Source organism: Paenibacillus sp. GD4, assembly GCF_030846225.1.
Taxonomy (GTDB): domain Bacteria; phylum Bacillota; class Bacilli; order Paenibacillales; family NBRC-103111; genus Paenibacillus_G; species Paenibacillus_G silviterrae.
Genome location: NZ_JAVCYK010000001.1, coordinates 133,658 through 154,068, shown reverse-complemented (window position 1 = coordinate 154,068; position 20,411 = coordinate 133,658). Strand labels below are relative to the sequence as shown.

At 54.6% G+C, this 20,411-nt stretch carries 12 protein-coding genes and 1 pseudogene; 12 read left to right on the top strand and 1 reads right to left on the bottom strand.

The features are described from left to right. The 9 genes and pseudogenes from RAC89_RS00650 to RAC89_RS00615 all read left to right on the top strand — a co-directional run bounded on the left by RAC89_RS00650 (position 1) and on the right by RAC89_RS00615 (position 11,358). Positions 1–1,326, top strand: a complete 1,326-nt coding sequence (locus tag RAC89_RS00650) for a GH39 family glycosyl hydrolase (protein ID WP_306611126.1) — start codon at positions 1–3, stop codon at positions 1,324–1,326. Further along, complete coding sequence (locus RAC89_RS00645; RefSeq protein ID WP_306611125.1) at positions 1,305–2,912, top strand: M81 family metallopeptidase; 1,608 nt, start codon at positions 1,305–1,307, stop codon at positions 2,910–2,912. The genes RAC89_RS00650 and RAC89_RS00645 overlap by 22 nt, the downstream gene beginning before the upstream one ends. After that, positions 2,899–4,683: a dihydroxy-acid dehydratase gene (gene ilvD, locus RAC89_RS00640; protein WP_306611124.1), complete on the top strand. Its 1,785-nt coding sequence runs from the start codon at positions 2,899–2,901 to the stop codon at positions 4,681–4,683. Before RAC89_RS00645 ends, ilvD begins: the two co-directional genes overlap by 14 nt. Then, positions 4,680–5,441 (top strand): SDR family NAD(P)-dependent oxidoreductase, encoded by a 762-nt coding sequence (locus RAC89_RS00635; RefSeq protein WP_306611123.1) that lies wholly within the window; start codon positions 4,680–4,682, stop codon positions 5,439–5,441. Before ilvD ends, RAC89_RS00635 begins: the two co-directional genes overlap by 4 nt. 49 nt (positions 5,442–5,490) lie before the next feature. Then, positions 5,491–7,671 (top strand): extracellular solute-binding protein, encoded by a 2,181-nt coding sequence (locus RAC89_RS00630; protein WP_306611122.1) that lies wholly within the window; start codon positions 5,491–5,493, stop codon positions 7,669–7,671. A 21-nt stretch (positions 7,672–7,692) separates the two neighbouring features. After that, positions 7,693–9,012: an aspartate aminotransferase family protein gene (locus tag RAC89_RS00625; RefSeq protein WP_306611121.1), complete on the top strand. Its 1,320-nt coding sequence runs from the start codon at positions 7,693–7,695 to the stop codon at positions 9,010–9,012. Between the two features lie 129 nt (positions 9,013–9,141). Next, positions 9,142–9,372 (top strand): hypothetical protein, encoded by a 231-nt coding sequence (locus RAC89_RS31625; protein ID WP_373429886.1) that lies wholly within the window; start codon positions 9,142–9,144, stop codon positions 9,370–9,372. Positions 9,373–9,387: 15 nt separating this feature from the next. Then, positions 9,388–9,891 (top strand): annotated as a pseudogene (locus RAC89_RS31620) (fumarylacetoacetate hydrolase family protein); the annotation flags it as partial. 120 nt (positions 9,892–10,011) lie between these two features. Further along, positions 10,012–11,358 (top strand): ABC transporter substrate-binding protein, encoded by a 1,347-nt coding sequence (locus tag RAC89_RS00615; protein WP_306611120.1) that lies wholly within the window; start codon positions 10,012–10,014, stop codon positions 11,356–11,358. A gap of 219 nt (positions 11,359–11,577) precedes the next feature. Here the strand turns inward: RAC89_RS00615 and RAC89_RS00610 are convergent, their stop codons facing one another. Continuing rightward, positions 11,578–15,585 (bottom strand): glycosylhydrolase-like jelly roll fold domain-containing protein, encoded by a 4,008-nt coding sequence (locus RAC89_RS00610; RefSeq protein ID WP_306611118.1) that lies wholly within the window; start codon positions 15,583–15,585, stop codon positions 11,578–11,580. A 149-nt stretch (positions 15,586–15,734) separates the two neighbouring features. On the opposite strand from RAC89_RS00610, the gene RAC89_RS00605 reads away from it, so the two are divergent. From RAC89_RS00605 to RAC89_RS00595, 3 genes are all read left to right on the top strand, one after another. Then, positions 15,735–16,646, top strand: coding sequence for an AraC family transcriptional regulator (locus RAC89_RS00605; RefSeq protein WP_306611116.1), 912 nt, complete (start codon positions 15,735–15,737; stop codon positions 16,644–16,646). 142 nt (positions 16,647–16,788) lie between these two features. Beyond that, positions 16,789–17,415: a histidine phosphatase family protein gene (locus RAC89_RS00600; RefSeq protein WP_306611115.1), complete on the top strand. Its 627-nt coding sequence runs from the start codon at positions 16,789–16,791 to the stop codon at positions 17,413–17,415. 2 nt (positions 17,416–17,417) lie between these two features. Beyond that, complete coding sequence (locus RAC89_RS00595) at positions 17,418–20,390, top strand: family 78 glycoside hydrolase catalytic domain (protein WP_306611114.1); 2,973 nt, start codon at positions 17,418–17,420, stop codon at positions 20,388–20,390. Positions 20,391–20,411: the final 21 nt, after the last annotated feature.

Genomic DNA, 20,411 nt, shown 5'->3' with positions numbered 1-20,411 from the left:
ATGCGAGACATTCAAATTCAGCTCGATCAACCCGCAGGTACATTGAAGGCGCTGCATGGAGTGAACAACGGTCCGGTTTGTTACGGATCGCTGATTGACGTATCCCACTATTATCAAGAAGCGGAAATTCCCTTAGTGCGCATCCATGATCCCAACTGGCCGCATGCCTGGGAGGTCGATATTCATACGATATTTCCGGACTTCAGCAAAGATCCTTCCGACCCCGAGAACTATGATTTCTCCCGTACGGACGAGTACCTGAAGACGATTCTGGACACAGGGGCGAAGATCGTTTACCGTCTTGGCGAAAGCATAGAACACACGAAAAAAAAGTACTACGTGCATCCTCCTGAGGATTATCAAAAATGGGCTGAGATCTGCGTCAATATCATCCGCCATTACAACGAGGGCTGGGCTGACGGCTACCAATACGGCATTGATTATTGGGAGGTGTGGAATGAGCCGGACCTGGGGGAACGGATGTGGTCGGGGACCCCGCTTCAGCTATACCGGCTTTATGAAGCCACGGTCACGGCGATTAAAGCTTATAATCCTGCATTGAAGGTAGGAGGTTACGCCGCCGCTAGACCGACGTTGCCGTTTCTCACGGAGTTTTTGGCTTATTGCCGGGAACGCAGCCTGCCCATCGATTTCTTCACTTGGCACACCTACACCGGCGATCCGCGCAAGATCGTAGAGCATGCCTATCACGTGCGGGCCGAGCTGGACCGGCATGGGTACATGGAGACGGAAAGTCACCTGAATGAATGGAACTATCTGGAAACCGATTTTACGAAGATATGGCATCGGGGCAACGAGTACGTACGCAAAAGCAACTTCGACCGGCAGAAGAACGCCCACGGTGCGGCTTTCGTATCGACCGTGCTGACGCTGCTTCAGGATTGCCCCGTGGATGCGGCCAATTATTACGACGGTCAGCCGACCGCATTATTCTGCGGACTCTTCGATTATCACGGTGTTCCGCAGAAAACGTATTATTCATTCAAGGCCTTTCAGCGAATGACACAGCATCCAGCTAGAGTAACGGCTGCCGTTGGAGAGAAGGCTTCTCATGTCACCTGTGTTGCCGGACTCAACGAAGCCGGCGGGGGAGCCGCGCTTATTACAAGCTACGGCGGCAGTGCCCGTCTCCACAGCATAGAATTGACGGGAGCACCGGGACCATATTTGGTTCGTATCTATACGGTCGACGATCATCACCGGTTGGATCTGCGGGAGGAGCGTTTGGTGGACGGAGCGGCCTTCGAATGGTTTCTGCCGTCTTATAGTGTAACGCTGCTGGAATGGACGCCGGTTCAGGCGTAGCGGAAGGTGACGAAATGAGGGTACTGATAGGAAGCTTAATTCAAGAGAGCAATACGTTCAGTCCATCTCGAAGCAGTCTGCAGGACTTTTATCAGCATCATTGGGTCACGGGGGAAGAGGTTCGTTCGATACAGACGCAGAACGAGCTGTGGGGCTTTATGCGCAAGGCGGAGGAAGAGGGGGTTGCTGTTGTCCCCGTGTTATCGGCGAACGCAGTATCCTCAGGGATGCTCGCAGCAGAGTCCTTCCGTGAATTGAAAATAAAACTACGAACACTGCTCCAGGCTGCCCTTCAACGGGAGGGAGGCTTCGATGGGGTCTATTTCGCCCTGCACGGAGCTATGGTTGCCGAGGACTGTGACGACACAGAAGGAGAGCTCCTTACAGTCATCAGGGATTGTGTAGGTCCCGATCTGCCGCTCGTCATTTCGCTGGACCTGCACGCAAACCTGACGGAGCGCATGGCTCGGCAGGTGAACGGCCTCATCGGCTTCCGTACCTATCCGCATATCGATTTCGCCGAGACCGGCAGCCGTGCGGCATCGTTGCTGTTTGCTGCCATCCGCGGGGAGGTGCAGCCGGTAGTGAAGCTGGTGAAGCTTCCGATGATCGTGCCTGCAGAGAACAGCCAATCGACCCATGGTCCCTTCGCTGAGCTGTGGGAAGAGGCGAGAGCCGGAGAGGAGAAGGGAGATGTACTGGTCACTTCCCTCTTTCCCGTACAGCCGTGGCTGGATATCGATGAAATGGGCAGCTCCGTTGTGGTCGTCGGCCATGCCGGGAAGGAGCAGGAGGCCGTTCGGGAGGCAGAACGGCTTGCCGGGCTCTTCTGGGAGAAGCGGGAAGCGTTCGGAATCGAGCTGTTTACCGTTCGTCAAGTGATAGGTAAGTTAAGAGAGCATCGACGTGATGAAGGTCCCATTGTCATCTCCGATTCGGCGGACAGCCCCAGCGCCGGCTCTCTAGGTGACAGCAATGCGGTGCTGAAGGAGCTGCTGGAGCAGCAGGTTCAGCTGACGCACCGTTGTCTGGTAACCTTGGTCGACGCCCCGGCGGTACATAAAGCCATAACCGCAGGCGTAGGGCAGGAAACGGTACTCTCGCTCGGTGGCTCCTTGCATGAGAGCCTTCCCCAACCGCTGTTCAGGCCTATTGAGGTGAGTGGACTTGTGAGACGAATCGGAGACGGGCGTTTTTATCTGAAGAACGGTTACGCCAAAAACACGGAGGCCTTTATGGGACGCTGTGTCGTATTTGACATCGGGTGGATTTCCGTGCTGATCACAGAGCGTGCCACCTTCTCGGGAGACCCTGCGATGTACCGGAGCATGGGTCTTGAGCCCTCCGAGGCGGAGCTTGTGCAGGTCAAGTCCGCCAACCAGTTCCGTGCGGAATACGGTAAACTAACACCGCACATTTATATGCTCGATTCTCCGGGCTATAGCCAGGCCAACCTGATGGCTTTGGCATTCCGGAAGCTGGTGCGTCCGTTCTATCCGCTGGATGAAGTAACCGATTGGAAGGAACATCCGCTGTACGGAACCAAAAGCACACAAAGAGAGGACGATATCGATGGTTTGTCATGACCGGGAGGCGGACGGCTCTGCTCCAAGCGGAAATGTAGAGAGAAACAGCCAGAAGGTGCGCAAAATCAGCTTTGAGGGCGATGCACTTCGCATGTCAATGGATTGGACGGTGGAGGATCTCGACAAGGTGCAGGTATTGGTGGAAAGCACTCACGGCGCAAGCCACCCGAGCTCCTATCATCTGGGGGAGCTCGTTTCCGAGATCGAGAAGGGGGTATTCCAAAGCGGCGGTAAGCCCGCACTTTACACCACGACGGATATTTGCGACGGTGTAGCACAAGCGCACGGCGGCATGCATTACTCTCTTCCTTCGAGGGACATGATTGCGAATATGGTGGAAATCCATGCCTTGGCCACTCCCTTCGACGCGATGGTGCTTAGCTCCGCAGGAGATAAGGCTGTACCGGCTCACCTGATGGCGATTGCCCGGCTCAACATTCCGGCGATTCACGTACCGGGCGGCGCGATGAGCGCAGGTCCTTGCTTGCGAAGCAACGAGGAGCTATGGCATATGAGCGTGGAGGTCGAGAAGAACCGAATGACCAAGGAAGAATTCCTTGCCTTCCAGCGCGCCTGCTGCCCGACCTGCGGCGCCTGCCAGTATATGGGCACCGCCGCCACCATGCAGGTGATGGCGGAAGCGCTCGGACTGGCGCTGCCTTGGACGGCGCTCATCCCCGCAGTCAACGCGGAGATTCGAAGAGCCTCACGTGCAGCCGGGCAGCAGATCATGGTGCTGGCGGAGCAGAACATTCGCCCGTCGGATATTCTCACCCGCGAGGCGTTCGAGAACGCTATCATGGTGCACTCGGCCATCGGCGGTTCGCTCAACGCGGTGATGCACTTAATCGCCATTGCGCGGGAAGCAGGCATTGAACTCGAGGCTTCCCGCTTCGACGAGCTGCACCGGACCGTTCCGGTTCTGGTCGATACGAAGACCGCAGGCCATTATCCGACAGAGCTGTTCTGGTACGCGGGCGGGGTTCCGGCTGTGATGGAGGAGCTGCGCGACTTGCTTCACCTGGATGTCATGACGGTGACGGGCAGTACCTTACGCGAGAATTTGGAGCAGTACCGCCGTAATGAAATGAGGAATTTCGCCGAAATGTTCCTCGCCAACTATAAGCTGAACCGTCGCGACTTGATCTATTCCATGAAAAAGCCTCTGAAGACCGAAGGTTCGCTCGCGGTGCTGCACGGCAACCTCGCACCGGAGGGAGCAACCATCAAGAAATTCGCCGTGGTGGATTCGATGCAGCTTCATCAAGGCCCGGCCCGGGTGTTCGATAGCGAGCGCGAGGCGGTGGATGCTTTGAAGGAAAAGCGAATTCAACCGGGTGACGTCGTGATCATCCGTTATCAAGGGCCGAAGGCGGTAGGCATGCCGGAAATGTTCTTCATGTCGGAGCTGATTGCCTCGGACCCCGTCCTTTCGCACACCACCTCGCTCATTACCGACGGCAGGTTTTCCGGCGCTACCCGCGGACCCTGTGTCGGCTATCTCGGACCGGAGGCGATCGAAGGGGGGCCCATCGCCATTGTAGAAGACGGTGACCTCATCCGCATCGATATTCATAACCGCTCGATTGATATCGTTGGCATCCGCGGGGAAGAACGCACAAAGGGGGAGATGTTAAGAGTGATCTCCGATCGGCTCTCAGCATGGGCTCCGCCGTCGTTCCGTCACACGGGGATTCTCGGACAGTATACCAAACTGGCAAGACCCGCTCTTCAAGGCGGATCTTGCAGATCAGGGGGAAGCAACGAATGAAGCTGCAAGGAAAAACAGCTGTTATTACCGGCTCTTCACGGTCGATCGGCGCAGCGGTAGCGAAGCGTTACGCGCAGGAAGGCGCCAATGTTGTTGTCAACTACCGCTCCCATCCGGAGCTGGCAGACCAAGTAGTAGAGGAGATTACGGCATCCGGCGGAACGGCCTTCGCCTTCGGAGCGGATGTATCCAAGGAAGCCGAGGTGGAGGCGATGGTTAAGGCGGCAGCGGACCGCTTCGGTACCGTGGATATATTGGTCAATAATGCCGCTATGGATCCGCGCAGGACCTGGTACGAAATTACGGCGGAGGAATGGGATGCTCTGATGGGCGTGAACGTTCGTTCTCAATTTCTGTGCGCCAAAGCCGTATTTCCCTACATGAAACGCCAGGGGTACGGCAAAATCATTAACGTGTCTTCGGTAACCTTCTTCACAGGCCAGAAGCAGTTCCTTCATTACGTCACCTCGAAAGGGGCGATCATCGGCTTCACCCGTGCGCTGGCGCGCGAGGTAGGCGAACACAGCATTACTGTTAATTGCATTACGCCGGGAGCCGTGCTGACGGAAACGGAATACGAGAAGGTGAGCGAGGCGACCATCCGCGAAAGCGGAGAGTTTCTTGCTAAGGCGCAGTGCTTCTCCAGACGGGAAACGGCAGCGGATGTCGAAGGAGCGTTCGTATTTCTCGCGTCCCGGGACAGCGACTTTATTTCGGGACAAACACTCAACGTGGACGGCGGCTGGATGATGCATTAGTCCATTGGCTCTTGAGGAGCCTATCAAACGAAACGAGGTGTGTCGGAAGATGAGGAGAAGAACAGGTACCAAGCGATTTACCCTCCTGATGCTGTGGTTTGTTTGTATGCTGGTGGCGGCGCCTGCTTTTTCCGCAGCACCGTCTCAGCCGTCCGGAACAGCACCTGAGCTGCAAGGCCGTAATTTGTTCATCCCGAATCAATATAACGGGCAGCTGAGAATCCGTTATTTAAACCTGGTACATAACAAGCAGTCAGGCGATGCCATTCTGGTTCAAACCCCCGACAACAAGACGATGCTGATTGACGCCGGGATCCCCGAGACCAAGGAACAGCTGCTTCGTTATCTGGATGCCCTCAACGTGAACGTCATTGACGCTGCCGTGAATACACACCCTCACATCGACCATGTAGGCGGCTTTACCGAGGTTGCGGCTAAGAAGCAGGTAAAGCAGGTGTACCGGCTTAACGTCCTTCCCGATAAATGGGGGGATTACTATAAGAATTTTGTTAAAATCATTCAGGACAAACAGATTCCGGACACCTTCGTCGAGGATGGGTTCGAATTTCAGTTAGGCGCGGATGTACGGGTTGAGGTCATTAATCCGCCAAAGGGCGCGCTGCCGAATTCACTGCCGAACCCAGACCACATTCCAGTCAATAACCACTCCATGGTGCTGAAGCTGACCTATAAGAATCAAACCTTTCTTTTCCCTGCAGACACCTACATGGAAAAAGAGCGGGAGCTGATCGGCCATTACGGAAGCCGCTTGAAGGCTGATTTTCTCCATGCGGGTCATCATGGGATGGTCACCTCCACCTCAATGGAGTGGGTAGAGACCGTAGCTCCTAAGGTGATTGTAGCGAGCTCCAACCACTATACGAATATAAAGCTGCAGAACCAGCTGAAGGAGAAGGGCATCGAGATGTATACGACCATGGACAACGGGAACATTCTCGTGGTGTCCAACGGGACGGAGATGAAGGTATTCCCTGAGCTGGAGGACGCGGATTGGGACCGGGTGAAGGATTCCCCTGACGAGCCTGTCCGGTTAACCTTCTATTACATGTTTTCAGGTACGACCTTTGAAAGCTTCATGGCAGGCCACGGCAATTATATGAAAGAGAAGTACCCGAATATTACGTTCAAGTATTTGCAAAATGAGCCGGGCTCCACACTCGATGATATCGCGGCTTCCGACGATTCGATTGATGTGTTTATTACAAACAACTCCGGCATGGCTGCCATCAAGGATAAGGGTCTTGGCCGGGACATTACGGATTTGATCGATCGTCATCACTATGACTTGAGCCGGTTCAATCCGTCCGTTATTGAATCGTTAAAGACGATGGGGGAAGGGAAGCTGCCCGGACTCCCGTTCCGCGTGAATTCCCTTGCTCTGTTTTATAATAAGTCGCTGTTCGATAAGTTCGGCGTACCTTATCCTCGGGAGGGCTGGACCTGGAACGAAGTCATGGAGGCGGCCCGCCAGCTGACGCGAAATGAGAACGGCGTTCAATACAGAGGTCTCGGGACACGAACCATAGGAAGTGTGCTGCAGCTGAACCAGCAATCTCTGCCGCTGCTGGATGCTCCGTCTGGTCGTGCAACGATTCATACGGAAGCATGGAAGCAATATTTCGCACAGATGACGCCTTTTTTCCAATTGCCCGGGTATAACGCCTCCTCATCGCTCCTGGGATCAGCGGCACAGATCGACTTATTCCAAAAGCAGCGGACACTCGGCATGCTGATTGCCATGAACTCGGACTATCCGAGAGCGGCCAGTGCCCCAGGCTTAAACTGGGATGTGGCTCCGTTCCCTGCCTTTGAAGGTCTGCCGGGCGTAGGCTCGCAGCCGGATCCCGTATATTATGCCATCTCGGCGAATAGCAAACACCCGAATGCTGCGTTTGCCGCCATTGCCCATATGGCCTCGGATGAGGTGCAGGCGCGGCTTGGCAAATCGGGGGTACCGACGGTTCTTAAGGATCTGTCGATCCGCGCGACCTACGGGTCTGAGAATGCGGATTTGAAAACGCGCAACGCCCGCCACATGCTGCCGGAGCAGAACGCCGCGCCAACGACCTACACGAAAAATACGCCGAAGGTAACGGCCCCGTTGTCCGAGGCCTTCACTAAGGTTATCCTACGTACGGCAACGATTGAGGATGCCCTGCGTGCCGCGGAAGACAAGGCGAACGCGGATATCGCGGCCGCCACGAAATAATTAGGAAACGGAGAGATTCCCATGGCTTCCTTCGAGCTTTCGAAGCAGAAATACCAAGAAGCACAGCACGATTTGGCCGGAGGTGTGGCCAGCTCCCTTCGATCGGCCATGAAGCCGACTCCCTTGTACGCGGAGTATGGCAGCGGCCCCCGGATATGGGACATTGACGGCAACGAGTATATTGATTACTTGCTCGGCTACGGGCCGATGATTCTGGGCCATGCACACCCTTCCCTCACGGAAGGGGTGCTGGAGGCCTTGCGGAAGAGCGCGACCTTCGGTCTGCAGCATGCGGGGGAGATCCGGCTGGCGCGCCGTTTAACCGGGCTGCTGCCCTGCGCCGACCAGGTGGCGTTCAGCGGCTCCGGCACGGAAGCGGTCATGCTGGCGCTTAGGCTCGCCCGCGCGCATACTGGTCGCGCTAAGATTGTGCGCTTTCACGGACATTATCACGGCTGGTCGGACGCTGTCTTTACATCCTTCCCCAGCGCGGATATGCGGCGGTCCTCCAAAGCTTCCGGCAGCACGACAAAGCGGATTGTGCCGGGTACGGGAGGGCAGAGCGGTAACAGCCTGGAGGATATCATACTGTTGCCCTGGAACGATCCGCACCTACTAGAGCAGACGCTCCGGGCACAAGGGAAGGAGATCGCCGCGGTCATCTCCGAGCCGATCATGTGCAACTCCGGCTGCATCGTGCCGAAGCCGGGCTACTTAGAGCTGATGCGCAGCTTAACTACGGAGCTCGGCATTGTCATGATCCTCGACGAAGTGATCACAGGCTTTCGCCTCGGGCTGAGCGGCGCTCATGGGAAGTTCGGCCTGCAGCCGGATCTCGTTACGGTCGGCAAGGCGTTGGGGGGAGGGATGGCCATCAGTGCAGTTTGCGGGCGCCGGGACATCATGAAGCTGATTGAGGACGGTACCGTCAGCCATCTTGGAACACTGAACGGCAATGGAGCGGCGGTGGGTGCTGCTCTAGCCACCATTGAAGCATTAGCCAAGGACGACGGTGCCGCCTACAGGCAAATGGAGATCATGGCAGACCGATTGGTTACAGGCATTCGATCCGCACTGCAAACGCACGGAATACCGGGACTCATCAATCATGCCGGGCCTGTATTCCATATGATGTTTACCGATGAGACTGAGGTAGAGGACTTTGAAGCCTTCAATCAAAGAGATGCTGCCAAGTATACCCGGTTCGCCGAGCTTATGCTGTACCATGGCGTCCTCGTACGCCCGAACGGTCTCTGGTACGTATCTGCCGTGCATACGGAGAACGATGTGGATGAGACCATTGCAGCGGTTGATGCCGTTCTTGCAGAGCTTAAGCGATAGTGACTAAGGAAAGGGTGTTTTTGCTTGAAGCTGGTTCACTTTTGGAGTAACGACCGGTTGGTTATGGGAGTAAAATCGGATAGAGGTATCCTTCCGCTATTTGGGTATTATTGTTCCATTGAAGCGCTTATGGAACATGGCAGGGAGGGTTTGCATCGGCTTGAGGCGCTGTTGCTGGAGGCTGAGGGAAGCAGCTGGGCATGGCTGGACGAGAAGGAGCTCCGCTTCGGCCCCTGCGTTCCCAATCCGGGTAAAATCATTTGTGTCGGATTGAACTACCGAAAGCATGCGGTCGAGTCGAAGATGCCGATTCCCGAGACGCCGGTGCTTTTCAGCAAATATAACAACGCGTTAAACTGACACCTACAGCCGGTTGCGATAGGGCAGGATGTCCGTCAGATGGATTACGAGGCGGAGCTGGCTATGATCATCGGCGTGGAAGCACGGAATGTTTCCGTTGATGACGCTTTGGAATATGTACTCGGATACTGTAATGCGAATGACCTTTCCGCAAGGGACCTACAGTTCCGGTCCACTCAGTGGCTTCTCGGTAAATCGTGTGACGGCTTTTGCCCACTGGGGCCTTACCTTGTCACTTCGGATGAGGTAAGCGATCCCGACCATCTGTCCATTACCTGCAAGGTCAACGGGGAGATTCGGCAAAGCTCCAACACCGCCGATATGATCTTTAGCACATCTGAGATTATCAGTTACGTCTCAATATATATGACATTGAACCCTGGAGATGTGATTCTAACGGGAACCCCGGAGGGTGTCGTGCTAGGCTCCCCGGAATCCGAGCAGCGATGGTTACGGCGCGGAGACATCGTTACTGTGGAAATCGAGGGTCTCGGAGCCCTCATCAACCAAATGGTTTAGTCGAAGCACCATAACGCCGGAACATCGGAGAAAGCGGAGGAGAATCTCGCACCCGGTATGGCATATTATCAGTCCCGCCGCTTGACACCGGAGGTTCCCGCAGGAATAAGGGGGATGCCTATGAAACGGAACATGGCAATAGCTTGTATGGCGGTTAGCTTGGCAACGGCATTGACTGTGGCGTGCAGCAGTGCACCGAGTGCATCGAGGCCGGAGGATCAGCAGCCCAAATCACAGGAGAAGCCGCCCGAGGTAACGAAGGCGCCGGTGGAGCTGACGTTCTACTACATGTATGCCGATTCGAACATGGATCAGTTTATGAAGGAGCACGGGAGCCTCGTCCAGAAGAAATACCCGAACTTTTCCTTCAAGTTTATCCAAAATACCAAAGGATCGACATTGCAGGATCTCATTGCGGCGGGCGAACATATCGATGTGTTCATAACGATTAATCCCAGCTTTCTGCAGATCAAAGAGGTCGAGCTGGATGGAGACATTACCGACTTGGTCAAAAAGTATAATTTCGATCTTAACCGTTTCGAGCCTTCGATCATCGATGGGCTGCGTAAGGTTGGGGAGGGTAAGCTCCCAGGACTGCCGTTTAGGACCAACACCTTGGGGCTGTTCTATAACAAGGATATCTTCGATCGCTTCGGTATACCGTATTTAAAGGACGGGATGACATGGGATGAGATTTACGATACTGCTAAGCAGCTGACGCGAGAGGATAGCGGGGTACAGTACCGAGGCTTTGGCATCCGGACGCTTGGCCAGCTTCTGCAGCTTAACCAGCTGTCCCATCCTTTGCTCGATCCGGCGACGCGAAAATCGACGGTCAACAATGATGCTTGGAAATCGTATGTCGACAATTTCTCCCGCTTCTACGGCATTGCAGGCTGGCAGCCTACCTCCGCGCTGACGCAGGACGCCAAACAATACGACATGTTCTTTAAGGAGAAATCGCTCGCCATGCTCGTACAGATGAATTCCGACTACCCGAAGGACTTCCAGAAGCTGGACGTCAACTGGGATGTTGTTTCCTTTCCGACCTTTAAAGAAAAGCCGGGTATCGGTCCGCAGCCGGACGTCGTCTATTATGCTTTATCCAGAAACAGCAAACACAGGGACGAGGCATTTCTCGCGATGGCGGAGCTGACCTCGGATGCCGTACAGCTGGAGCGGAGCAGGATCGGCAGCCCTTCGGTGCTTAAGAGCAAGGAGATTCGGGACGCCTTCGGAACAGCGACGACCGACCTGAACGGCAAGAACAAGGCCGGTCTCATACCACAGCAATATGCGTCGCCGACCCCATACACCAAATACAACCTAAAGGTGGTTGCTCCGCTGGCAGGCGCGTTCCGCAACAGCGTTACCGGGCAGAAGGATGTCAATACGGCGCTGCGGGAGGCGGAGGAGAAAGCCAACAAGGATATCGAGGCGATGATTTTATTGGAAGGCAATAAATAAACAAAGGAGGAGCTCTCTGAAAGAGGACATCAGGGCTAGACAAATCGATGTAAAAACGAATTGAACTATTAAATTATATTAATTATTAACCACATTTAATAAAAAGGTTAGTGAATTGACAAGGGGAGCAGATAGACCAAGCTAGTGCTCCCCGATTTGCGTTAAGGAAATTCGTTTATACCGTTAACCTTCGTGAGAATATATCACCAGCCGCCAGGTTCAAGAGTGAGGGTTTGTTAGAGATATTAGCTGTACCGGTCCGAACATCCCCGACCGGAGCTGTCCTTCTACAATGTAATGCGTTGGGCTGACCCCATGCAAATAGTTCGCTATTGTATTGAAAACTGTAACTTCAATCCGATTGCTTCCGACCGACAAGAACGATGTGATATCCAACCGGTAAGGAGACCAAATGCATACCCCGGCATCATGGCCGTTCACGCGAACCTCGGCTGTTCCCCTGATTTCGCCAAGGTCGAGCAGCAGCGTACCTTCCGGCGTCTTATCGATGGTCACGAAAGTTTCATACCGTATACCGCCGGAGTAGGTTTCCAAGCCCTGAATCGTCCAATCTCCGAGCTCCATGATGCCCGCTTCCATTCGATAGGTAACTGGTCCGCGAAGCAAGGCTCCGCCGTTTTTGCCGCGATTCGGGACAACGCGAAGCACAGCGGTTCTCTTGACGCCTTGCGGATTCGGAAGCGGCACGGATTCGCCCGCACCTGTGAAAGATACCTCGACACCGTCAACCCAGAGACGTGCCTCTCCATCCACAGGAATGGCAGCGTGACTTGCACCCGGCGGAAGCACCCAACGGAGCCATTCCACCTCGCCGTCCCCAAAGCTGCAGTCAACCTCGAGCTCGACGACGGTTCCATCCGCCGTTCTATCCTCCAGCCATTCGGCACCTGGAAGCGGATGCGGCCTGCGCGATAGCTCGTGGTACGCCGGTTCCTGTATGGACAGGTCGTTGATTTTCCAGTCCTGCCATAGCTCTGCCTGCCGTTCTGACTCTTTACGGCGAATAACCCAGTCGGTTCCCGACGTAAAGGTGAAGGTGTGTCCATCCTCCGATTCCGCCATGCCGTCGATGAGTATGCCCGATGCTTTACCGATATCCTCCATGACGACCTCTAACGTATTCTCTCCTTGACGGAATGAGGAAACGGTATAAGGAAGAACGCGTCTTCCCTTCGCATAAGGATCAAAGCCTCCCTGTCGTCCGACGACGGTTCCGTTCACGGAGAGACTTGCGGTCGTATCTGCCGCCATTTGGATCGTTCCCTTCACTGGGGAGAACGGAAGGTTAATCTTGCCGATGAATCTTACAAGGTCATCCTTGACATAGGGTGCCGGAACCTGCAGCCACTCGGGGCGGGAGAAACGCTCCACGTTACCTACGAATGCCCAATAAGCGCGAAGCTCCAGTTTGATTCTGGCGGTCAGCCGAATGTCAAGCGTGTTGATTCCTTCTTGAAGACGGACTTTGAAAAAGGCTAGATAGCCTCGGTCTGTTGTTGTAGCTTCCCGGCCGTTGATCCAGATCCGCTTGTCTGCACCGGCACCGATGGCCAGGTTCAGCTCCTGCTCTTCACCCGACCAGACACCGGTACGGACGAGTACCGCTTCCCCGGTATCCACCACACCGAAAGCCAGGAATTCGCTTGGTACGTGTGCCTTCGGACCGAGTGTACGGACATGAATCTTGTCATGCGAGATGCCTCGGGTAAGGGAGTACTCCGATGGCTTCCATTCCAATTCTGCGGCGAGCGAGGCTGCGTTATCAGAGGGAACGGGCAATTCGTTCTCCGGCAGAGGACCCGCCCATTGCGCATAAACCCCGTAGGTCGCCTGAACGCGCGCCCAACCGTCGGTATCACTCCCGGTTTGGTGCCACCCGGCGGATAAGCCGTCCGTACCGTCTGCTTCTCTTCGATGCTCGAAATACCAGGTTGAGACGGGAGGCGATCCAGTGCAATTCGGTTTGTCAAAGTCTCCGAACTTGTTTTCGATCGTCGGTACCAGCTCCACGGACCAGTTCTTGCCGATCTCAGCCAGCACCTCGTATTTGGCATCAAGCCCGCCAGCCGGCTTCCGTGGAGAAACCTCATTCTGCCCATCTGCTCTCCGCCATACAAGCACGGCGGCAGGGCCTTTATCGAAAGGTACGGTAATCACGCTGCGGCCTTCGCCGTCTTTCGAAACCTCCGCGGTATGACGCTCTCCGGTTAAAGGATCCCATAGCTCGGCCTCAAACACATCCCCCCGAACTGTTACATGGGATTCTCGAATATAACGGTCAGACGAAAATTGATAGTTCGGATATTGCCACACCGTAAAAGGACCATGTTCCGTGGCCATAGGAAATACAGAGGGCATGAACAGGACGTCATAGTCACCGATACGCCGGTGAAGCGTCGGTACGGCAGCATCGATTTCCTTCGGCAAGCCGGATAGTGCCTGCGGAAGCTCGTCGGCCGAAGCGATGAATTTCGCATGACCGCTTTCAAAAAGAGCCGCGAGCTTAGCCGACCATTCGCCGTTCGAAGCAAGAGGGCGGGGAGTGACGCCGACCGCGATCAGCAGTCCTCCGTTTTCCACGAAACGAACCAGCATCTCAGCCGTTCGCTCCCGTATGACAGAGCAAGCCGGAAGGAGAACCGCACGATAGCTTTCGTCCCGGATATACATGCGGCCGTCTTTAACGTCGGCTTCCGCTATGGCTTCATCGCTCAGTACGTCAAAATCCCGGCAGTCGCCGTCCAAAGCACCTGTTTTCGGCATGTTCCAGTACATTTTACCGACCAGGGCACGATAACAATCCCTCGCGAGTAAAGCCGGTTCAAGCGGCCCTTGGAGGGTTTGGTTGGCTTGAACCGTTGCTGTCGGGAACAGGAGTCCGATATCGCATACATGGCTTCCGCGTGTAAGCAGATAGCATAACCGGCTCACGCTGTTCGCAAATTGTGAATAATGCCGCCAATAGGGCTGACGCCAGCATGTGGATGGCGGAGCCCATTCATACCAGCCGCCTCGCGTGCTGTAATAAGCGGCGTGAGGATTGTACAGGTTTCCGCCTGCGCGAATCCATGGGATCAGCCAATCGTAGGTCTCCTCCAGTGTTCCGCCCCAGCCGCTGCTGTGAAATACTTCGATCCAAACCCGTTCACGGCTGTTTACATGCGCCAGTGAGCTGTGGATCTTGGTTTCACCATGATGATCGCTGCCGGGTGCGCCGTACCAACGATGGACCCGCAAGTAATCCGCATAGCTGCGGACGGCTCCCGGACCATCGCCTTCCCGGGCAGGTCCTTGCTGATCAAAGCCGCAGGTCAGGCCGTTCCGTTCATGCCATTCGAAGAAGGGGATAAAAAACGCTTCTTCCGCAAGTTCCGCACGAACCTCCTGATAGTCCATACGAACCTGCTGCGCTTCGTCATGATCGCCTTCCCACAGGTAGGCAACTTTAGAAAGCAAGTCATAGCCCTTACGTGCATGAAACTCTTCGATGAAAGTCGTCCCCCATGTGGGCAAGTTCGGCAGCTCGTCTTGAAACGAACCGACGATAACGCTGCCGAACCATTGGCCAAGCCGCCGCTCAAATTCATTGTGTACCATGTCCAGCAGCCGGCTGCAGGCTTCGGATGAGAAATAGTTGAAATTGCGTTGAATCGCATAGACCAGACGCAGCCGGTGCCGGTCTGTCAGCTCGATCGCGGCACGGCCGCCTTCAAGCGGTACCGGCACCAACGGGCCTATCGGCTTGCCTTCTTCATCCATTGCGATAGCTGATGCTGTCAGCGGTATACCACCCGAAGGACAAACAGCCTCCAGATAGCCCGTTCCTTCTGCAACAACGCACTCGATGTATTGTCCGCCATAGTCACTATTCTCACGCACCAGCTCACCTTGAAGGTTTGCTCCGGAAAAGCCGATCTGATCGTAAAACCAGATCCGAATGCCGATTTCGGCTGCATATTCACAAACGCCGTCAAAAATACTCCACCATTCCTCGGAGAGAAAACGAGGGCGGTCGGCGTCGGAGCCGTACATGGGTCCGGTCGGCGCAAGATTCAAAACAACCAGATTATAGACGCCGCCTTCTTTAAATCGATCCATTTGCCAGCGCAGGCGGCCCAGCTCCAGCTCGTCGCCGCTCCACCACCAGATAGGGGCGGGCGAATAATCTTTAGGCGGGTTCTTAAATTGTGAAGCGATGGTTTCCATTGAGATTCTTCCTCCTTCTTGTACGGTTTACGATTCATTGTATCCACACGGTATGCGTTGAGAAATGGAGGAGAGAAGGTTTTTTTGTAATTTGGTCGAAAAAACTTATTTAAATCGATATCTCTCCTATGCAGAATGGAGGAATGGTCATGTTTTCGGTACATCCTGTCCATTACCGGAATTTATCCCCGTACATTAGGTATGCCCATGAGCTTGATCTTAAGAAAGGATACCTGCTTCTGAATAGAATTATTTATGATCACGAATTCGTTTTCGGTATTTCCGGACAAGCCTTCGTCACGATGGACGGTCAATCGTACGTGATTAGGCAGGGGGACTTACTCCTCATTAAACCGCACGTTTCCCACACAATGAAGGTGGTGGACGATACGCCGTTCCGGAGTGTTTGTGTTCATTTTGACTGGACGGATCTGGGGCAGGCATCGGATTTTTCACCTATCGGGGTGTATCTCCATGTGAAGAAAGCTTCCGGTACGATACCGCCTCCGGAAGCGCTTGTATCACGACCTGCCGATGAGTTTGTTGAGTTCAACTGGCCGCCGCACCTGAGTACTAGTGAGTCTTTATCATTCCTGGCTGCATTTCGTGAAATCGTAAAGCATTTCAAAGATGACGGTCTCGGCCCGAAGCTGCAAATGAAGGCCGCCTTCCTGAGAGTCATCGCTCTCGCATTCGAGGAACTGACGACCGACGAGGGGATTCCGAAGGGATATCCTCATTCGGATCTTGTGCGTGATGCGATACGTACGATGAAGAAGCGGTATGCGGAGACGATTACCCATGCGGAATTGGCGGAGCAAAGCGGGCTGTCGCTGAAATACTTCGGCACCCTGTTCAAGGGAGCGACCGGCCGGACGATTACGGAGTATTTACTCGCCGTCCGTATGGGCAAGGCAAAGGAGCTGCTGAGGGCGACGACGTCACCGGTAAAGGATATCGCCGCTTCAGTGGGCATTCCTGATGAATATTACTTTAACAAGCTGTTTAAGCGCGTCGAGGGCATGTCCCCCGGGAGATACCGGAGAACGATGGGCAGATAATTTCGATAGAAGCTTTAAAACAATTGGTTGAAAATGGGTTTTCAACCGGAATCCTATATGATAACATAAATCCGAGCAAATGATTCATCTATGAGCATATGTCCACTTGAAAAACTTTCCATACAGAAAGAGGGATGATGTGATGGCTGCATTTTACCTGCTTAGGCACGGCGAAACCTTATGGAACGCCGACCGGAATCGCTATAGCGGACGGACGGATATTCCGCTGTCCCCCCGCGGTGAGCAGCAAGCTAAAGAGAGTGCAGAGGGGCTGGAAGGTCTTGGATTCACAGCCGTCTACTCCTCTCCGCTGAAGCGGACGCTGCAAACGGCCGAGCCGCTTGCTATTCGAAGCCGGCTGCCTATACAACAGGATGAGCGACTGATCGAGATCGATTTCGGTCAATGGGAAGGGGTGGCGGCCGCCGATATCAGAGAGCGGTTTGCATCGGGCTGGCAGGCATGGACGACGGACCCGGGCAGCACAGCAGCAGGAGGAACGGGTGAGACCGCTGCTCAAGTATATGCGAGAGTGCTCGATTTTTTTACGGAAAAAGCAAAGCTGCACCAAGGCCTGAATGAATCGGTTCTAGTCGTTACCCATGATACGCTGATCCGGATCTTCGTAGCAGGCATGCTTGAGATGCCGTTCCGGTCTTACCGCAGACTAAGGCAAAATAATGCGGCCGTAACGGTCATTCTAACCTCGGAGGACGGATTTGTTTTGAAGCATTTGAATCATTCCATGAAGCCGCTAAAGGAGAAATGAAAATGAATCAGTTTGCTCCGTTACATTGGAATGCACAGTGGATTTGGGGTGGGGAGGAAGAAAGCCCGCGGAACGAATGGAGGTGCTTCCGCCGATCGTTCGACGCTCCGGATCAAGGCTGGAGCTTGGGGAAGGTATCGATTACGGCCGATTCCCGTTATACGCTGTATATCAACGGTGAGCAGGTCGGGCGGGGACCGGCAAGATGCTGGCCGTTCGAGCAGTCTTACGATACTTACGATATCGGCCATTTGATCAAGCCGGGCCGGAGAAACACGCTGGCTGTGCTGGTGCAGCATTTCGGAGTATCCACGTTCTACTACGTTCGCGGGCGCGGAGGGCTTCTTGTGCAGCTGGATCTGACGAATGATGACAAGAACGTTTACAGCGTCACAACCGACCAAGCGTGGCGAACGATCCGGCATCCGGGACAGGATCCGCGGGCTCCCCGCATGTCATGCCAGCATGCGTTCGCTGAGCGGATCGACGCTAACGGGTGGGATGACCGCTGGATCGATACCGATTATTCCGATGTAGACTGGCCTTATGCGACCGTCCTGGGAAGTGTCGGTATGGAGCCGTGGGTAACGCTGAAGCCGAGAGATATTTTCCCGCTGACCGAAGAAACGATTTATCCTTCCCGTGTGGAAGGGTTAAGTAAAGTCGTTCCGGTTCCGTGGACGGCAAATCTCGAGCTGCGCAGTCAAATGATACCCGGCTGCGACGACGATGCGAACGCCTACGTGTACGCCGGCTATGTCGCAACGGTCATCCGGACAGCTTCGGCCGCCAAGGCCGTCATCGGGATTACCTACGCTCCGCCGCTGTTTGGCGGTATCATTGTAAACGGCGTAAGACATTCGAAGGCAAGCATGCGGGGAGAAAAGAACGAAAGATATTTGGACACGGAATTACGGGAAGGGGACAATTTGCTGCTGGTCGAGCTGTCGGGGAATGACCACGGAAGAGGTCTATTTATGGGAATCGATTGTAACGCTCCCTTCGAGCTTGCCGCACCTTTTCCCGCAGGCGAGGAAGCTTCGCCTTTTCTATCGATCGGTCCCTTTGAAAGCTATGAATACATAGATCATCAGTTCGATGAGCAAGCGAGAGCCAAGCATCGGATCATTAACGCATGCAAGGACGATAAAGCGGAATTATCCGGGCTGGAGCCGTCGGATTTGGAGAAGATCACGGCATTTCGCAAGGTGGGTAGAGCCGCTGCAGCGGCTGATCTCACTGAGTTCGAGCCATGGGTTCGCACGGTGCCCCGCCGATTTGTCAGCCCGGAATCGATTCTGTCGTTATCCATTATGAAAAAACAGTCCGAACCGTTGCCGGTACCTAAATCGCTACAGCATGTGGTGACGGCCAATTCCATTCCCGGCATCGTGCCCATATTTGAACAGGCGGATACGGAAATCATTATTGATTTCGGCTGTCAAACGGTTGGGTACATTACATTTGAGGTGGAAGCGGATGAGGGCACGATTCTTGATTTTTACGGCTACGAGCATATGCGCGACGGGTGGATCCAGCACATGAATTACTTGGAGAACTCGATTCGCTACATTTGCCGGCAAGGCCGGCAGCGATACACCTCTTACATACGTCGAGGCTTCAGGTATTTGGCGGTGACGGTCCGCGGTGCTGCGAAGCCGGTTAAGCTGTACGGGGTGCAGCTGCGGCAAAGTCATTATCCCGTAGCAGAAATCGGACAGTTCCAATGCTCGGATTCGCTGCTGAACGATATTTGGGAGATCAGCCGGACGACAGCGAGACTGTGTATGGAGGATACGTTCGTCGACTGCCCCGCTTATGAGCAGACGTTCTGGGTGGGAGACAGCCGCAACGAAGCCCTTATCGCTTATTATTTGTTTGGAAGCGAAGAAATGGTCAAGCATTGCCTGGAGCTGGTACCGGGGTCGCGTGGGCAAACCCCTCTTTACGTGGACCAAGTGCCGAGCGGCTGGAACAGCGTGATTCCGAACTGGACCTTCTTTTGGGTGAATGCTTGCAGGGAGTACTATTCGCGCACGGGAGATCAGAAATTCGCCGAATCCATATGGCCGCATGTCGCTTATACGCTGGATCATTACTTAAAGCTAATTGACGACCGGGGACTGCTGTTCATGGACGGCTGGAACTTCCTCGATTGGGCTCCGATCGATCAGCCTCGCGAGGGAGCGGTCACCCATCAGAACATGTTCTTTGTCCGTGCGCTTCTGAATGCTGCGGAGCTTGCGGAAATTGCCGGTGTGAAGGGGGAAAGCGACAAGTATCGGGCTTCCGCAGAGGCTTTGTGCAGGGCGATTAATCAGCATTTGTGGTCAGAGGAACGACAGGCCTACCTGGACTGCATTCATGCCGACGGACGGCCGTCGGATATTTTCAGCATGCAAACACAGGTGGTCGCTTACCTGTGCGATATCGGAGCAGGCATGCGGAAGGAAAGGATGGAGAGCTTACTTATCTCGCCACCATCAAATTTCGTGCCGATCGGCAGCCCGTTCATGTCGTTCTTCTACTATGAAGCGTTGGCCAAAATGGGCCGGCACAGGCAGATGATTGACGATATACGCCATCAATACGGCCAAATGATCGAGTATGGCGCAACGACCTGTTGGGAAATGTATCCTAAGCTGAAGGACGGCCGGATCCTCCCGAAAGAATTGACGAGAAGCCACTGCCACGCCTGGTCGGCCGCTCCGGGTTATTTTCTTGGAGCTTATGTGCTTGGCATAAGAGAAACGGGTCCGGGCTGGAGCCGTGTAACGGTAATGCCGGAGCCTTGCGGATTATCCTGGGCGAGGGGAAGCGTGCCGCTGCCGAACGAAGGGCGGATCGACGTTTCCTGGCAGCTTGACGAATCCGAAATGTTTCATCTACAGGTACGGCTCCCAGAGGGAATAGACGCGGACGTACGGCTGCCGGATGGATACGAGGGCACGATCGACATTCAACGCATCGGGTAAACGGGCCGTCATGCACTGACT

Excerpts from the sequence above, each read along its gene's own strand:
- RAC89_RS00650 (WP_306611126.1), top strand. The coding sequence starts at position 1 with ATGCGAGACATTCAAATTCAGCTCGATCAACCCGCAGGTACATTGAAG.
- RAC89_RS00645 (WP_306611125.1), top strand. The coding sequence starts at position 1,305 with ATGGACGCCGGTTCAGGCGTAGCGGAAGGTGACGAAATGAGGGTACTG.
- ilvD (WP_306611124.1), top strand. The coding sequence starts at position 2,899 with ATGGTTTGTCATGACCGGGAGGCGGACGGCTCTGCTCCAAGCGGAAAT.
- RAC89_RS00635 (WP_306611123.1), top strand. The coding sequence starts at position 4,680 with ATGAAGCTGCAAGGAAAAACAGCTGTTATTACCGGCTCTTCACGGTCG.
- RAC89_RS00630 (WP_306611122.1), top strand. The coding sequence starts at position 5,491 with ATGAGGAGAAGAACAGGTACCAAGCGATTTACCCTCCTGATGCTGTGG.
- RAC89_RS00625 (WP_306611121.1), top strand. The coding sequence starts at position 7,693 with ATGGCTTCCTTCGAGCTTTCGAAGCAGAAATACCAAGAAGCACAGCAC.
- RAC89_RS31625 (WP_373429886.1), top strand. The coding sequence starts at position 9,142 with ATGGAACATGGCAGGGAGGGTTTGCATCGGCTTGAGGCGCTGTTGCTG.
- RAC89_RS00615 (WP_306611120.1), top strand. The coding sequence starts at position 10,012 with ATGAAACGGAACATGGCAATAGCTTGTATGGCGGTTAGCTTGGCAACG.
- RAC89_RS00610 (WP_306611118.1), bottom strand. The coding sequence starts at position 15,585 with ATGGAAACCATCGCTTCACAATTTAAGAACCCGCCTAAAGATTATTCG.
- RAC89_RS00605 (WP_306611116.1), top strand. The coding sequence starts at position 15,735 with ATGTTTTCGGTACATCCTGTCCATTACCGGAATTTATCCCCGTACATT.
- RAC89_RS00600 (WP_306611115.1), top strand. The coding sequence starts at position 16,789 with ATGGCTGCATTTTACCTGCTTAGGCACGGCGAAACCTTATGGAACGCC.
- RAC89_RS00595 (WP_306611114.1), top strand. The coding sequence starts at position 17,418 with ATGAATCAGTTTGCTCCGTTACATTGGAATGCACAGTGGATTTGGGGT.